This window comes from Stieleria neptunia, assembly GCF_007754155.1.
GTDB classification, from domain to species: domain Bacteria; phylum Planctomycetota; class Planctomycetia; order Pirellulales; family Pirellulaceae; genus Stieleria; species Stieleria neptunia.
Genome location: NZ_CP037423.1, coordinates 3,933,895 through 3,948,350, shown reverse-complemented (window position 1 = coordinate 3,948,350; position 14,456 = coordinate 3,933,895). Strand labels below are relative to the sequence as shown.

Sequence of the window (14,456 nt, the reverse complement as noted above, 5' to 3'; positions counted from 1 at the left end):
TGTGCTGGGACTTTCGTTTTTAACACAAACCCTCTCCCCAAAACGACTTAGCGACACTCACCGGCGGTCGGGCCAGGCACCGCTTCGCTGTTTTTTGGGCCAAACGAGAAAATTGATGAAATTTTGAACCGGCCGCCCTGCCCTGCCCCGATCGCGAACAGCCGGATTCGGCTACAGAAACATCGACTGAAACATCACCCAACGCGCCGTCAACAGCGTCAGCAACAGACAACACCACCAGGACGCCACCTGGGCAATCGGCCGTCGATGCAGCCGATACAAAATCGCGATCGACACCCCCGTCACCGTCGCCTTGAACAGGAACAATCGAACCGGTTCGGCGATCATCCCGCTGCCCAACGGATTGAGCTCACGCATCACCCCAGAGTCCGCGGTCCCCAACGTCCAGATCAAGTCCACCACCGACAGCAACGCGACAATCAATAGCGATTGCCCCACCACCTTGCGATGATTGGACCAATCGGTCGGATCGCCCCCCGAACTCTCGATTTTGGGACGGTTGGACAACAAGTGCCCAAAGCCGAGCACCACCACGGCCATGGCGAACACCGTCAGCGGGTACGAGATCTTCGAAATCCACTGAGTCGCCGCGGTCACACGCTCGGCATCGACTCCCGCTCGATCGAAGCGCTCCAGCTTCGCATCGGCACGTGCATTGAACTCCGCCGTCGGCTGGAATTCGGTCAACAATCGATCCCAGGTCGCGTTCCCCCCTGCCAGTTGGCTGGAAATTTGGTTCGCCGCTGCCGTGCCGTCGGAGGCACGCAAGGCTCGAATCAGATCCATCCCTCCCTGCCCGGGATAGAGCAGCAGTGGCTTTTCTCCCGAATCGAGGACAAGGATCATCCCGAATCGGACCGTTTGGACATCTTGAAAGAACCGTCGCAAGCGGTCGGCGGAGGAGGTTTCCGGGGTTTCGCGGAAGCGCCTGCTGCCTTCGGAGTAATTGACCCGCAAGACCTGCGAGTCACCGGGCGTCTCCCGAGACTCTCGCGCCCAACGCGGTCGCCGCCGGCCGAAACGCGAGTCGCGATCCGGTTCCCAACCCTTGTATTCGGACAGGTCGAACGCATCGGCCTGGAATTCACGCCCGTTGATCATCAACGTGTCCTCCGTCAATTCAACTTCGTAGGGCGCCGGCAAATACTGCCCGTCCAAGAAGATGAAGCCTTGCTTTCCCGAGCTATCGTCCGGGCTTTCGTCGGCGGGCTGAGCCCACGCCGTGCCGGCCGACAGCCCGACCCCCAGCAGTCCCGCGAGCAGGCCTAACCACGCAAAACGAAAGCCATACGTTGAGCGATCCATCGAATTCCTCGATTTAAAAGCAAACTTGTTGAGCTCAAAGGCAATGTCCTACGCTCTGGTTTATTGAATCCACATCACCGCTGAAAGTTTCGCATCAGATTTGCAAGTTATTAGCGGATGACCGGCCCCGGCCCGACCGATGCCGCCGGCAAAAGAGGGGGTTTCAAATCTCCGATCCCGCCTACGCGAGCAGTTCGCGGACGATCCGCCCTTCCACATCCGTCAGGCGGAATTCTCGCCCCTGGTAGCGATAGGTCAGTCGCTCGTGATCGAGCCCCAACAGGTGCAACACGGTGGCGTTGAGATCATGAACGTGCACGCCGTCCTGGACCACATCCATGCCGAATTCATCGGTCTTGCCATAGCCGACGCCGCCCTTGACCCCGCCGCCGGCCAACCAGCACGTGAACGCGTCTTTATGGTGATCCCTGCCGGACAACCCCTGCCCCTTGCTGCTGCCCTGGTTCAAGGGCGTGCGTCCGAATTCGGATCCCCAGATGATCAACGTCTCGTTCAGCAAACCGCGTCGCTTGAGATCGCCGATCAACGCGGCAATCGGACGATCGGTCTGCCGACATTTCTCCGGCAGACGCGTTTCAATGTTGCCGTGATGGTCCCAATCGGAATCGTAAAGCTCGATCAATCGGACACCACGCTCGACCAGGCGCCTGGCCAGCAAACAGTTGTTGGCAAAGGACGCGCTGCCCGGTTCGGCGCCGTACAACGCCAACGTCTCCTCCGTCTCCCCGTCCAGACTCATCAGTTCGGGGACCGACATTTGCATCCGATACGACATTTCATACTGGCTGATCCGCGTCGCGATCTCCTCGTCCCCGGTCGCCAAGCGTTGCTGCTCGTTGAGTTCCCCCACCGCGTCCAGGACTTGACGGCGATCTTGCATCGAACGGCCGTCGGGGTTGGAAAGGAACAACACCGGATCGCCCTTGGATCGAAATTGAATGCCCTGGTAGATACTCGGTAGAAAGCCGGGCGACCACATGCTGGTGCCCGCCCCGCCGGCCGGACCGCTGAGCATCACCACGTACCCGGGCAGATCTTTATTTTCCGAACCGAGCCCATAACTGACCCAGGAACCAAAACTGGGCCGCCCGCCCCGACCGAAACCGGAGTGCAAAAACATCTGAGCCGGCGCGTGGTTGATTTCGTCGGTGTGCATGGAATGAATGAACGCCAATTCGTCAGCGACACCGCTGAGGTGCGGCCACAACTCGCTCATCGTGTGACCGCATTGGCCGTGTTGAGAAAACTTCCACGGTGAACCGGCCAGCGTGGACGTCTTGCCGATGAACGCAAAATCGCGCCCCTTGGTGACCTCCGGTGGACAAGGCTGGTTGTGTCGCTTGACAAGCTCGGGCTTTTCCTGGAACAAATCCAACTGCGACGGCGCCCCGATCATGTGCAGGTAAATCACGTGCTTGGCGCGGGGCGCAAAGTGCGGACCGGCGGTCGCGGCGCCCGACTCGTCACCCAGCAGTGCAGCCAGCGCGATCGAACCAAATCCGATCCCGCCGGTGCCGAGAAACCCACGCCGGTCGAACCGGACGACGTTATCCCCGTCGCCCCTGTCGTCCCAGCTGGCCCGGGTGGCCTGGGAATTCACATCGCGACGCGACAGGTGATGACGATTCGATGCAGGCGGTGACGCGGTCATCGGATGGCTCAGTCTTTGGTGATGGTTTCGTGCAGGTTCAGCAGCGCGGTGGCGACGCCATACATCGGATCGGCCGAGTCGGATTGCTGACGATACAGATGGCGCAGCGTCGCCCGTTCACTGGCGTTCGGTTTCCGCGCCGTACACAGTTGGAACGCGAAATCGATTTGCTCGTCGATCGATGCATCGCCCCGTTCGGCCGCGATCCTTGACGTCAGCGCTTGGGCGGCTTCGACATAGACCGGATCATTCAACAAGGTTAACGCTTGCAGCGGTGTGTTGGTCCGGGAACGCTTGACGGTGCAGGCCAACCGCGCGGTGGCGTCGAAATTGATGAAACTGGGATACGGCGAGCCCCGTTTCACCACGACGTAGACGCCCCGCCGATGCCGCTCACTGCCCGGGCTGACTTCATAGTCATACGCCTCGCCGCCGACTTTGGACCAGACGCCGTCGGGCTGGTAGGGGCGAATCGATGGACCGTGCTGACGCAAACTCAGCAAGCCGGAGATCGCCAACGCGTTGTCACGGATCATCTCGGCGTCCATCCGGAACCGAGGCCCACGCGCCAACAGACGGTTCTCGGCGTCGATGTCGCGCAGGTCATCGCGAACGTTGGACGATTGCTGATAGGTCGCCGACGTGACGATGGTCTTGAGCAGTCTTTTCATCGACCAACCGTTGTCCATCAATTCGACCGCCAACCAGTCAAGCAGTTGGGGGTGCGACGGCGGTTCGCCCTTGATGCCAAAATCCTCCGGTGTGGTGACAATGCCGGCGCCGAACAGCTCCATCCACCAGCGATTGACGGTCACGCGAGCGACGATCGGGTTGTCGCGCGAGACCAACCAACGGGCCAGCGTCAGGCGGTTGCCCGGCCCGTCGGGGCGAGGGTGCAAGACCGCCGGCGTGCCCGGCTGAACCGGCTCGCCCGGCGTGCGATAGTCGCCCCGCTCAAACACCGCGGACGTGCGCGGTTGGTCCAGCTCGATCATGACCAATGTCGTGTCGGGCGCCAGCTGGTTGATCTGTTTCTGCAGCCCTGCGATCTGCTTGTCGAGTGCTTGGAAGGAACGGTCTTGCTCGACCCGGTATTGGACCAGCGATTTCCGTTCTTTGTTGGTCCATTCCGTTGGTGACTTTCGGGCCGCCCGGGCGATCGCTTCGGGAACCGCTTCGGCGTCAACGTCCCCCGTCACCGCGGAAAGCTTGAAGCGACCGATGGTCAATGCCCTGCCGAAATGTTGCGTCATCGTGATCGCAAGCGGTCGCTCGGCGGAAAGCTCGATCGGCTGCTCCAACACAAACGTCGCCCAGTGCGGTTTGCCCTGTTGCGGTGAAATCGCCCAGCCACTTTTCGGATCGCCATCGATCGCGCCGGCCACGTGATAATTCTTTTGCGAAAAACTCGCCTTCGCCGCCGAGAAGGAAAGCGACTGCTTTTGCTCCACGGTCTCGGCCCCGTCGTCGGCCACGGCGGTTGCGACACGCTCCACCTGAAAATCGTTCAAGACAAAATTGCGCCGTTCGTTCCGCCCCGGTCCAGAATCGGGAAGCGACGCGTCGAGCAACACGTCCAAGCGAATCGCGGTGATGCGAGGGACCTGGGCCGTCACCCGAACCTTGTACTGGTCCTTGTCCGGCGGGTCACCGCCTTGCAGCAAGATCGAACCATCGTCCAGGCGTTCATGGGAATCGGTCGAGCCTTCGGATTCAAATCCAATCACCTCCAACGCGTGTGCCTGCGGCGCCTGGGCGATCAACTCGGAAAGCCCCTCGCTCCACTCTTCCAAACCGGCGGACAGTTGCTGACGGAGCTGCTGTTGTTGTTCTCTGACGTCATCCAGCTGTCGCTGTAGCGCCATGCGTTGTCGATCGCGCGGCGGATCGCCCAAAGGCATGCTGGGCCCCTGGAACTTAATCGACGAAGCTTGCTTGGGGTTGGTCCGATCAGCTTCCTGAACCGTGTTGTTGAAATACGCCAACAACTGGTAGTACTCCTTCGTTGTATACGGATCATATTTATGATCGTGACACTGGCAGCACTCCAGGGTCGTCCCCAGCCAAACGGCGCCGGTCGTGTTGACCCGGTCGATGACTTGTTCGATGCGGGTTTCTTCGGGCAGCGATCCGGCTTCGACGTTGGTCGGCGTGCAGCGGTGGAATCCCGTTGCGATTTTTTGTGACGCGGTCGCGGCGGGCAGCAGGTCGCCGGCGACTTGCTCGATCGTGAACTGATCAAACGGCATGTCGTCGTTGAGCGCGTCGATGACCCAATCGCGATAGGCCCAGATGTCACGAAAGTTGTCGCGTTGAAATCCATGCGAATCCGCATAGCGCGCCAGATCCAACCAGGGACGTGCCCAGCGTTCGCCGAACTGGGGACGACTGAGCAGAGAATCGACGATCGACTCGTAGTGCCGACGGCTCGGATCGCGAACGAACGCTTCGACCTCGCGCGGTGTCGGCGGCAATCCGATCAGATCCAAGTACAACCGACGGATCAATTTCTCGGGTCCTGCCGGCGGCGATGGAACCAGGTTCTCCGCTTCGAGTCGATGGAGCACAAAATGGTCGATCGGCGATTGCGGCCACGCGGTGTCGCGAACGTCGGGTAAGGCGGGGCGGCGAGGGGCGACGTAGGCCCAGTGTTGCTCTGCGACAAACGATTCCGGCCAAACCGCCCCTGCGGCGATCCAACGACGCAGCGTGTCGACCTGTGTTGCGGACAAGGGATCGCCGATCGCCGGCATGACTTCGTCGTGACCGCGCGGCAAGATCACACGTCGCAATAATTCACTCTCTTGCGGACTTCCCGGCTCGACGGAACCCGACTCAACGAGATCGCTGCGGCGGTCCAGTCGTAAACCGGCTTCCTGCTTTTCCGCGCCGTGGCATTCAAAGCAAGATCGCTGCAAGATCGGGTAGACGTGCTTGGCAAAGTCGACCGAGCGTTTCGACACGGGCTCGGCAGCACCGACCGACGCTGCCCCGGTCGCGATCAAGAAACCGGCCAGAACGACGTGCGGGAGCTTGAGAAAACTCATGGCGGGGCGGGGCAGGGCGTGCGTTTTCAAAGTGATCCGAAACGGCGGGACGCAGGTGGCGGGATGGTGGTCCGCCAACCATTGTAAATCATTTGCGCCTCTCCGCAGCAATCGGCGACGCGATGAAGCATTTCCCCCCCATGTTTCGAAAGGTATTAGCGGCAGGGCGCGAGCCCTCCGGTTCTTCATCCAAAGGTATTAGCGGCAGGGCGCGAGCCCTCCGGTTCTTCATCCAAAGGTATTAGCGGCAGGGCGCGAGCCCTCCGGTTCTTCATCCAAAGGTATTAGCGGCAGGGCGCGAGCCCTCCGGTTCTTCATCTCAAGGTGTTAGCGGCAGGGCGCGAGCGGGCTGTCGCTTGAGTGAGCCGCGCGCCGCGTAAGCGGCCGGGCACTGCGGCGCCCGCCGGAGGCCTTACGGCCAGCGGCTCACCATGGACTCAGCAGATCCCGATTCAATCGACAGCCCGCGAGCCGTCCGGTCGCGCTTCAAAAAAACGTCAAAGACCGGAGGGCTCGCGCCCTACCGCTAACAAATGCTTCACAGCGTCACGAGGGAAGGGTCCAATCGTCAGCCGCCGCCATGCCGTGCCCCCCTCGACGCGCCGTCGTCGTTATACTCCGGTCTCCCGCCACCCCAAGCTCCGCTTCACACCCCCCGGCCCTCCCTGAAAACGAATTGATGCCGTCCTGGTACGAACTCGAAAACGCCGACGAAATCCCCTCTCCGACGCTGTTGATCTATCCCGATCGCGTGCGGGCCAATCTGCAACGCATGATCGCCTGGGCAGGCGCCGATCGTCTGCGACCGCACGTCAAGACGCACAAGTTGCCACAGATCATTCAAATGAAGCTGGAGGCCGGGATCGGCAAGTTCAAAACGTCCACGATCGCGGAGGCGGAGATGACCGCGGCGGCCGGCGGACGCGACGTGCTTCTCGCCTACCAGCCCGTCGGGCCCAACATCCGACGGCTGGTGGAACTGGTGGGTGCGTTTCCCCAAACCCGGTTTTCGACCATCGTCGACGACATTCCGATCGCCCAGTCGCTCTCCGAGGCCGCCCAGCGCCGACAAGTCACCGTCGACGTGTTGATCGATTTGAACATCGGAATGAATCGGACAGGCATTCGGCCCCACGCCGATGCCGTCGCGTTGTACCGCTTCCTTGCCGCCGCCAAGGGGCTTCGTCCGGCGGGGCTGCACGCCTATGACGGACACATCCATGACACCGATGAAGCGTTGGTGCGACGACAGGTTGCCGCGGCGTTTGACCCGGTGTGGAACTTGCGACGTGAACTTTTGGCCGCAGGCTTGGCGGTCCCCAAAGTCGTCGGTTGCGGCACGGTCTCGTCCAGGATCTTGGCCGCCGAGCAAGACATCGAAGTCAGCGCGGGAACGTCGGTGCTTTGGGACGCCGGTCAGCCGACTTTCACGCCGCCGATGGAAGTCGACCAGGCCGCCGTGTTGCTGGCCCGCGTGATCAGCCGGCCCGCCCCGGGACTCCTTTGCATCGACCTCGGTTACAAAGCGGTTGCGTCGGAAATGCAGCCTCCGCGAGTCACGTTTTTTGGACTCCCAGACGCTGAAGCGGTGGGGCACAGCGAAGAACACTTGGTGCTGAAGACCGATCGTGCCGACGACTACCCCGTCGGCACCGTCGTGTACGGCGTTCCCACCCACATCTGTCCAACCGTCGCATTGCACTCGGAAGTCTGGTGCGTCGACAAGGGGCGCGCCATCGAGTCCTGGCCCGTTGTGGCCAGGGCCAGACGGATCACCATTTGAACGATGCCCGTGGGATCGGCGTCCAGGCTCGTCATTCCAACCCCGACAGACTGAAAGCCTCCCCCACCAGCTCACTCGCACGATGCTCTCCCAGGCAGAAACACATGGATTCACCCCCTGATTCACCCCACGTCGGCGTTCACCCCACGTCGGTGCGAAAACGGATCATCGCGGTCAGCGTGTTGATGGCGTTCATGCTGTATCTGGACCGCGTCTGTCTCGGCGAAATCGTCAAGAGCGATTCATTCCTGAATGATTTCAAGGGAGCCTCCCGAGAAGAAATCGGTGAGGTGTTGGGCGCGTTCTTTTTTGCCTACGCGCTCTTTCAAGTTCCTTCGGGGTGGGCCAGCGATCGATTCGGCGGACGGATCATGCTGACGTTTTACATTCTTGCCTGGTCGCTGTTGACCGGTTGGTCGGGCATGGGGACGACGCTGGGCGCCCTGCTGGTCGCGCGGCTGGCCTTCGGGGTCGCCCAAGCGGGCGCCTACGCGACCAGCAGTGGCGTGATCCGCAATTGGTTTCACTTTCGCGCCCGCGCCCAAGCCAGTTCCTTCGTCTCCATCGGCGGTCGACTCGGCGGCACGTTGGCCCCGTTCCTGACCACGTTTCTCGTCTACCAACTCAGCAGCTGGCGGTACGTGCTGTATCTGTATTGCTTGGTCGGCTTGATCGCAGCGATCGCCTACTACGTGATCGTTCGAAACCGACCGGAGGAGCACGCGGGGGTCAATGACGCGGAACTGGAATTGATCGGCCGCTCGGATCAATCAGCCGACGAAACGGCCGCGGCGACAACGAACCTCCGCGACATCGGACCGATGATGCTGGCGATTCTGCAAAGCCGTTCGCTGTGGCTCAATTCGCTGGCCCAGTTTTGCCTGGTGTTCGGCTGGGCGTTCTTGATCACCTGGCTGCCGACGTTTTTAAAAGAAGAACGCGGCGTCGAAGCGTTGCTCGGCTCGCTGATGGTCACCGGCGTGTTGGCCATCGCGATTCCCGGCCAGTTGATCGGCGGTTGGCTGGGCAATCACGCCGTCGTACGTTTGGGTCACCGCTGGGGCCGGATCGTGCCGCTCGCGGTAACGTGCTGTCTGGCCGGGTTTGCCTACCTCGGCTGTTTAAGTTACCAGTCCGTCTGGTGGGTGGTTGCCTGTTGCGCGATGGTGTCACTGATGACCGACATCGGCAACCCGTCGGTCTGGGCGTTCATGCAAGATGTCGGCGGGCGAAATACCGCAGCCGTGTTCGGATGGGGCAACATGTGGGGCAACTTCGGCGCCGCGGCCAGCTCGATCGTCGTTCCACGGCTGATGACACTCGGCGAAGCGTCCGGCAGTGGAGAGACGTACGTGTTCATGACCTGTGCCGGCATGTACTTTGTCGCCGCGATCGCCGTGCTCGGCACCGATGCGACTCGGCAAGTCCGCCGATCGGATTCCGACGCGATCCAAACCGATTCGTAGCCGCGTCGTTTGACGATCCAGCCTCGCTTCACCCCCCTCCCCTCCCCTCCCCTGCTCCGCCCGGACGAACCATGAAACTGATCTTTGACGCCCACCTTGATCTCAGCATGAACGCGATGGAATGGAATCGAGACCTGCGGCGACCGGTGTCCGAAATCCGTGACGCCGAGAGCATTCTGCCGCCGCGCATGAAGGGTCAAGCGGCCGGTGTGGTTTCGCTCAGCGACATGCGCCGCGGCGGGATCGGTCTCTGTGTCGCCACGCAGATCGCCGGCTGCATGAAACCGCGTTCCTTCGTCGCCAATTGGGAATCGCCGTCCCAGGCATGGGCAATGACCCAAGCGCAACTCGCCTGGTATCGAGAGATGGAAGAACAGAACCAGATGTTCCAGATCCGGGACCTTGACGGTTTGGAAAGCCATCTCAAGCGCTGGGCCGATCCGGCCGCCGCAGCCAACGCCAACGCCCCGGTCGGATACATCTTGTCCCTGGAAGGTGCCGATTCGATCGTCACGCTGGACCATTTAGATCGGGCTTGGGAGTACGGCCTGCGGGCGTTGGGGCCATCGCACTACGGGATCGGTCGCTATTCGATGGGGCACGACGTCCAAGGGGGGCTGCCGCACGAGGGCCGCGAACTGATTCGGCGGATGGACCAGCTGGGCATGATCCTGGATGCCACGCACCTCAACGACGCCTGCTTTTGGGAAGCCCTGGACCTGTTCGGCGGGTCGATTTGGGCCAGCCATCAGATGTGCCGCGCGTTAGTCGATGATCCCAGGCAATTCAGCGACGCTCAAATCAAAGCGGTGATCGATCGCGGCGGCGTGTTGGGAGCGGCGTTCGATGTCTGGATGGTCGTGCCCGGATTCGTTCGGGGACAATCGCATCCCAAGCAGATGAACATCACTCTCGAAGACATCGCCAACCACATCGACCACGTCTGCCAGCTGGCCGGCAACGCTGATCATTGTGGGTTGGGCAGCGACTTGGACGGGGGCTTTGGAAACGAACAGTGCCCCCGCGATGTCGAGACGATTGCCGACTTGCAGAAACTGGATGCTCTGCTCGCCGGCCGAGGCTACAGCGATTCGGATCGCGCCGCGATTTTCCACGGCAACTTTGTTCGCGTCCTTCGCCAAGCCTGGGGCTGATTCACCGGCCGTTTCGGAAAGATGTTTGAGAGTGCCTGGAAAATCTTTTTCCAGAACATTGCACGAATCCCTGGTCAGCTTGATGCGTTCGCGGGCATTCGCCACCGAAAGCCGTCTTTTCTCGCATTTTCAATCACGACCAATTAATTTGGCCCAATGCTTGCGTTGGCTGGGAAGGCAATGAGCTGAACTGTTCGAGGCTCAATCCCCTCCTCTCTTTCCCATGAGACATTGAGCGATGAAGATGACCCTTGCGCTGGCAGCCTTAGTGGCCGGTTTAGGTGCTTTGGCAGGCAATTCCGGTGCCGAAGAGTTGGCTGTCAAGCCTGCCGATCGACCGACCATTCGAGACGATCGTCCCGAAAACTTGCGCGGTTGGGTGATCGTGTCCAACAGCGCCTACTGGCCGCTCTGCTATGAAGCATTGGAGAACCTGACGGAGGTGCGCGAGCAAGCCGCCTCGACCGACCGCACGGTGCTCGCCGATACGCTCGACAAATGCTCCGCGTGGCTGAAGCTGGCCGCGTCGGCAGCGATGGTCCGAGAGGAATCGAGAATCCTGACGATCGCCGACAAAATGGACGAAGTGTCGGTCCGTCTGCAAGATGGCGATACGCCGCCGACCCCGCGAGAGATTCAAGTGCTCGCAACGATGGGCGAATTGGCGATCGCGAAATCGCACCTGATTCGAGCCACGAAAGATCCCTCGCAGCGGAAAACGTCCCAGTACTTGGCCGGGAAAAAAACGCTGTCCGCCAAACTGGCCGCGGAAGAAAAAGAGATTCGAAAGGCGCGGATAGAACGCGACCGTGACCAGTACCGCTACGACGCGGGACAATCACTTCGGCACCTGACCGTCGCCCAAGCTTACCTGCGGGCCGTCGCCGGACAAGGTGAAATCGAACTCGGTGAACTCGCCACGGAAACGATTGCCCCGCTCCAGGGCCACGAGTCTGGCGAAAACTTGGTGGACAAAGACATGGAGATCAACCTGCTAGCCGAGAAACTGACCAATGTGATCGACGCCCAGCAAGTTCGCCTCGCAGCAGAACTCAAATGGGCCCCCAAGCCCTAGCGCTGTGAAGCATTTTTCCTCTGTGTTTCTTTAGGTTTTAGCGGCAGGGCGCGAGCCCTCCGGTTCCTCATCTTTGCCAAAACACCGGAGGTCGCGCGCCCGACCGCTAACAAATGCTGCACAGCGTAGCCCCAACCCGTCCGGTCCCGTCGAGCGAGAACGCAGCGGGAGTGTTCAACGGACTTCTTGGCTGCATCCAATGAACGATCGGATTGCGTCGTGATAGAAACGCGGCGCAGTCCGATCGCGTTTTGCCGAGCGCACCTAATACGGCGCGTCATCGTCGCCGCCGACCGCAGGCACCCCGGCAAGCTCGGCCAGTTCTTGGAACATCTCGCTGACCGCTTCACTCGACGGTTCGTCGGCGGTGGCGACGAAGTAGTCCGGCTGGATCCCGAGTTGCGTTTTGATCACCGTCGCGATTTCGGGATCCGCATCCATCAACGTCGCCGCCATCTCAAAGTCCCGGTCGTCCAACGTCTGATCGGCGAGACTTTCCAACAAGCTGAACCAGTGCTGCAGATCACCATCGCCGTCGGGAGTGTATCGCAAGAACGCTTCGATCTCCTCCGGTGTCTGCCCTTCCCGAAGACACTTCTCCTGGTAGGCCGCAGTGATCAGCTCCTGCCAACTCTGTTCGTCCCCCTCTCCTTCGTCACCGCCCTCGTCGTACTCGTCATCATCCTCCAAATCCAGTTCGTCCTCGTCGAGCGTGTATTCCATCTCCGATGCGTCCATCCGCTCCAGGTCACGTTCAATCTCGAGATAGGAAAGGACGTTTCGATAGACGGCATAAAACGAGGCTTTTTCCAGGGCGTTCCAGTCCTCCGGATCGCCGGATCCGTTCAGAGCACAACGGGAAACCGACAGCAACAACCCCAATTGTTGTTGCCAATGCAACTCGTCAAACAAGGTGACGCCGAAGGACCAGACCGACACGTAGTCTTCGCTCCCGTCAAACAGTGCCTCGCGGAAAACATCCAGCATCACGCCGAGCGACTCGCGATACAACGCCGCATGCGTGCCGGTCAACTGATGCGATTCATTGGGGTCAAAGATCACCTTGTCTCTCCATGGGGAGGCGCGGGGGACGCTGCGCGACATGACCGCAAACTCGACGAACCATTCATCTCGCCATTTTGCAACCAAAATCCCCCATCGCTACACGCCTAATCTGGCGTTCGCGCCAACCGTCGTCTACACGACACCACACCAGTTTGTCCCATTCTCCTCTTTTTACACCCCACCCTTCACCCAGGGTCTGTCCCCATTCACCCGGGGTCTGTCCCCATTCACCCGGGGTCTGTCCCCATTCACCCGGGGTCTGTCCCCATTCACCCGGGGTCTGTCCCCATTCACCTGGGGTCTGTCCCCGATCACCTGGGGTCTGTCCCCGATCACCTGGGGTCTGTCCCCATTCACCCAGGGTCTGTCCCCGGCAGTGACCGGCAGTCATCCCCTGAGGACACACTTATTCAGTTGAATTCGTTTTGAGTCAAGGAAGACGCTCGATGGATGCCACGGAGGGCGTCGCTGAAAAGGATCACGCGATGGGCAACGAGGGATCAAGACGCCACTGCGATTTGCTCGCAGGCGGCCGGTGGCCTCTGAAGCTGGGCATCTGATGAAAAGCCGTACGGCTCTCGCCACGCTTGCGTCGCCTCCCTCGTTCACATCGTGCGTTTTCCGAGCGGCTATCAACAGCGTCGTCGGCTGATTGGAAGACGGGGCAGCCTAAGCTGCTTGCCCGAATAGGTCGCGGGCTTGCTTGGGAACGTAGAAACGACGCCCGGTCTGCTTGGTCCTTTCGGTATCGAGATGCTCCGGACGGCCCGCGATGGTGGAAAACAGGCTGCCGAAGTCTGCGACGAGCGACAACCAAAGCGTCGGCGATAATCCAAGACGCTCCAAGATCGGCGGATGGCCTTCGGGCGTGCAGCCTCGCTTGCCCGGAGCCAAGTGGCGAGCACTCCAATCCAACAGCTCCAAGTACTCTTCCTCGCTCATCGCCAAGAAGCCTTTGTCACTGCAGCGGGCGTTGGTCTTGCTCGGCTGCGGTCCAGCTGGGGCGGTCCCCTCGTGAAGATTCACCGGCGAAAGAAAGGCGTCCGCGCGGCGAGCTTGCGGATCGGCGGCTTGAGTTTCGCCATCGGCCGACACTTTCGAATCTTCCTGTGGAGCTTGTTGCGATGCCTGGACCGCTTCGACGCGAAGTTGTCCCGATGAATGGTCGCTCAACTCCACCGTTTCCGCGATGCACGCCCGGATCAGATTCAGGTCGACATAGACAGAACAGGCCAAAACAGCCTCTTCGTCGACCAGCGGAATTGCTTTGAAGCGTTCTTCGAAGAAATGCCCCTTCGTGTCGTCTTCCATATGGGCACGCTGAGCGATTCGCTGATTTAAAAGACGCATCCACCAAGAGAGGTTGCTCAGCCGCGCTCGGATCTCGGCAAGTTTCTCGGGGGATTTGCGAATGCGGTCCAGCTCCGCCTGTGAGGGCGTCATCGGATTGCCGTGGTCATCTTTCCGCTCGGGGCAGATCATCAGCCAGCGCCGGGCCACTTCGGTGTCGTCCCACGTTCCCACGATGTCGGAACGGGATCGCAGCACGAGGTGGAAGTGATTGGAGAGAATGGAGAAGGAAAGCAAGTCGATCGCGAAACAAGCCGCAAAGCGTTGCAGATACTCCTCGATCCAGACTTTTCGGTGGTCGTAATTCTTGCCAGAGATCGAATCCTGGCCGAAGAGCCAACAACCTCGTGTGGTTCGGCTGACGACGTGAAAGACTTGAACTTCACTCGGATCCATCACTTCGCAACGATTGGATCTTGCCATCGCAGAGACTCCCCAACCCGTTTCCGGAAACTGCCGCGGGATTGAGGATCATTCTCAAACATCCGCGGCGAACAAAACGAGTCATCTCGTCGCCT

At 60.6% G+C, this 14,456-nt stretch carries 9 protein-coding genes; 4 read left to right on the top strand and 5 right to left on the bottom strand.

The annotated features are described in order from the left end of the window. Positions 1 to 171 precede the first annotated feature (171 nt). The 3 genes from Enr13x_RS13750 to Enr13x_RS13740 form a co-directional block, all read right to left on the bottom strand. Positions 172 to 1,326: a DUF5658 family protein gene (locus tag Enr13x_RS13750; protein WP_145386860.1), complete on the bottom strand. Its 1,155-nt coding sequence runs from the start codon at positions 1,324 to 1,326 to the stop codon at positions 172 to 174. Positions 1,327 to 1,507: 181 nt separating this feature from the next. Then, complete coding sequence (locus Enr13x_RS13745; protein WP_145386858.1) at positions 1,508 to 2,998, bottom strand: DUF1501 domain-containing protein; 1,491 nt, start codon at positions 2,996 to 2,998, stop codon at positions 1,508 to 1,510. An 8-nt stretch (positions 2,999 to 3,006) separates the two neighbouring features. Continuing rightward, on the bottom strand, positions 3,007 to 6,045 hold the full coding sequence (locus Enr13x_RS13740; RefSeq protein WP_145386856.1) for a PSD1 and planctomycete cytochrome C domain-containing protein: 3,039 nt from the start codon (positions 6,043 to 6,045) through the stop codon (positions 3,007 to 3,009). A 679-nt stretch (positions 6,046 to 6,724) separates the two neighbouring features. On the opposite strand from Enr13x_RS13740, the gene Enr13x_RS13735 reads away from it, so the two are divergent. The 4 genes from Enr13x_RS13735 to Enr13x_RS13720 all read left to right on the top strand — a co-directional run bounded on the left by Enr13x_RS13735 (position 6,725) and on the right by Enr13x_RS13720 (position 11,523). After that, complete coding sequence (locus Enr13x_RS13735; protein WP_145386854.1) at positions 6,725 to 7,828, top strand: D-TA family PLP-dependent enzyme; 1,104 nt, start codon at positions 6,725 to 6,727, stop codon at positions 7,826 to 7,828. Positions 7,829 to 7,932: 104 nt separating this feature from the next. Beyond that, positions 7,933 to 9,294, top strand: a complete 1,362-nt coding sequence (locus tag Enr13x_RS13730) for an MFS transporter (RefSeq protein WP_145386852.1) — start codon at positions 7,933 to 7,935, stop codon at positions 9,292 to 9,294. Positions 9,295 to 9,365: 71 nt separating this feature from the next. Next, positions 9,366 to 10,448 (top strand): dipeptidase, encoded by a 1,083-nt coding sequence (locus Enr13x_RS13725; RefSeq protein WP_145386851.1) that lies wholly within the window; start codon positions 9,366 to 9,368, stop codon positions 10,446 to 10,448. Positions 10,449 to 10,686: 238 nt separating this feature from the next. After that, a complete protein-coding gene (locus tag Enr13x_RS13720) occupies positions 10,687 to 11,523 on the top strand; it encodes a hypothetical protein (RefSeq protein WP_145386849.1) in 837 nt (278 codons plus the stop codon). 264 nt (positions 11,524 to 11,787) lie between these two features. On the opposite strand, the gene Enr13x_RS13715 is transcribed toward Enr13x_RS13720, so the two are convergent. Both Enr13x_RS13715 and Enr13x_RS13705 read right to left on the bottom strand, forming a co-directional pair. Beyond that, a complete protein-coding gene (locus tag Enr13x_RS13715) occupies positions 11,788 to 12,627 on the bottom strand; it encodes a hypothetical protein (RefSeq protein WP_145386847.1) in 840 nt (279 codons plus the stop codon). A 630-nt stretch (positions 12,628 to 13,257) separates the two neighbouring features. Further along, the gene (locus tag Enr13x_RS13705; protein ID WP_145386845.1) at positions 13,258 to 14,361 is read right to left on the bottom strand and encodes a hypothetical protein; all 1,104 of its coding nucleotides are present in this window, start codon (positions 14,359 to 14,361) and stop codon (positions 13,258 to 13,260) included. Positions 14,362 to 14,456: the final 95 nt, after the last annotated feature.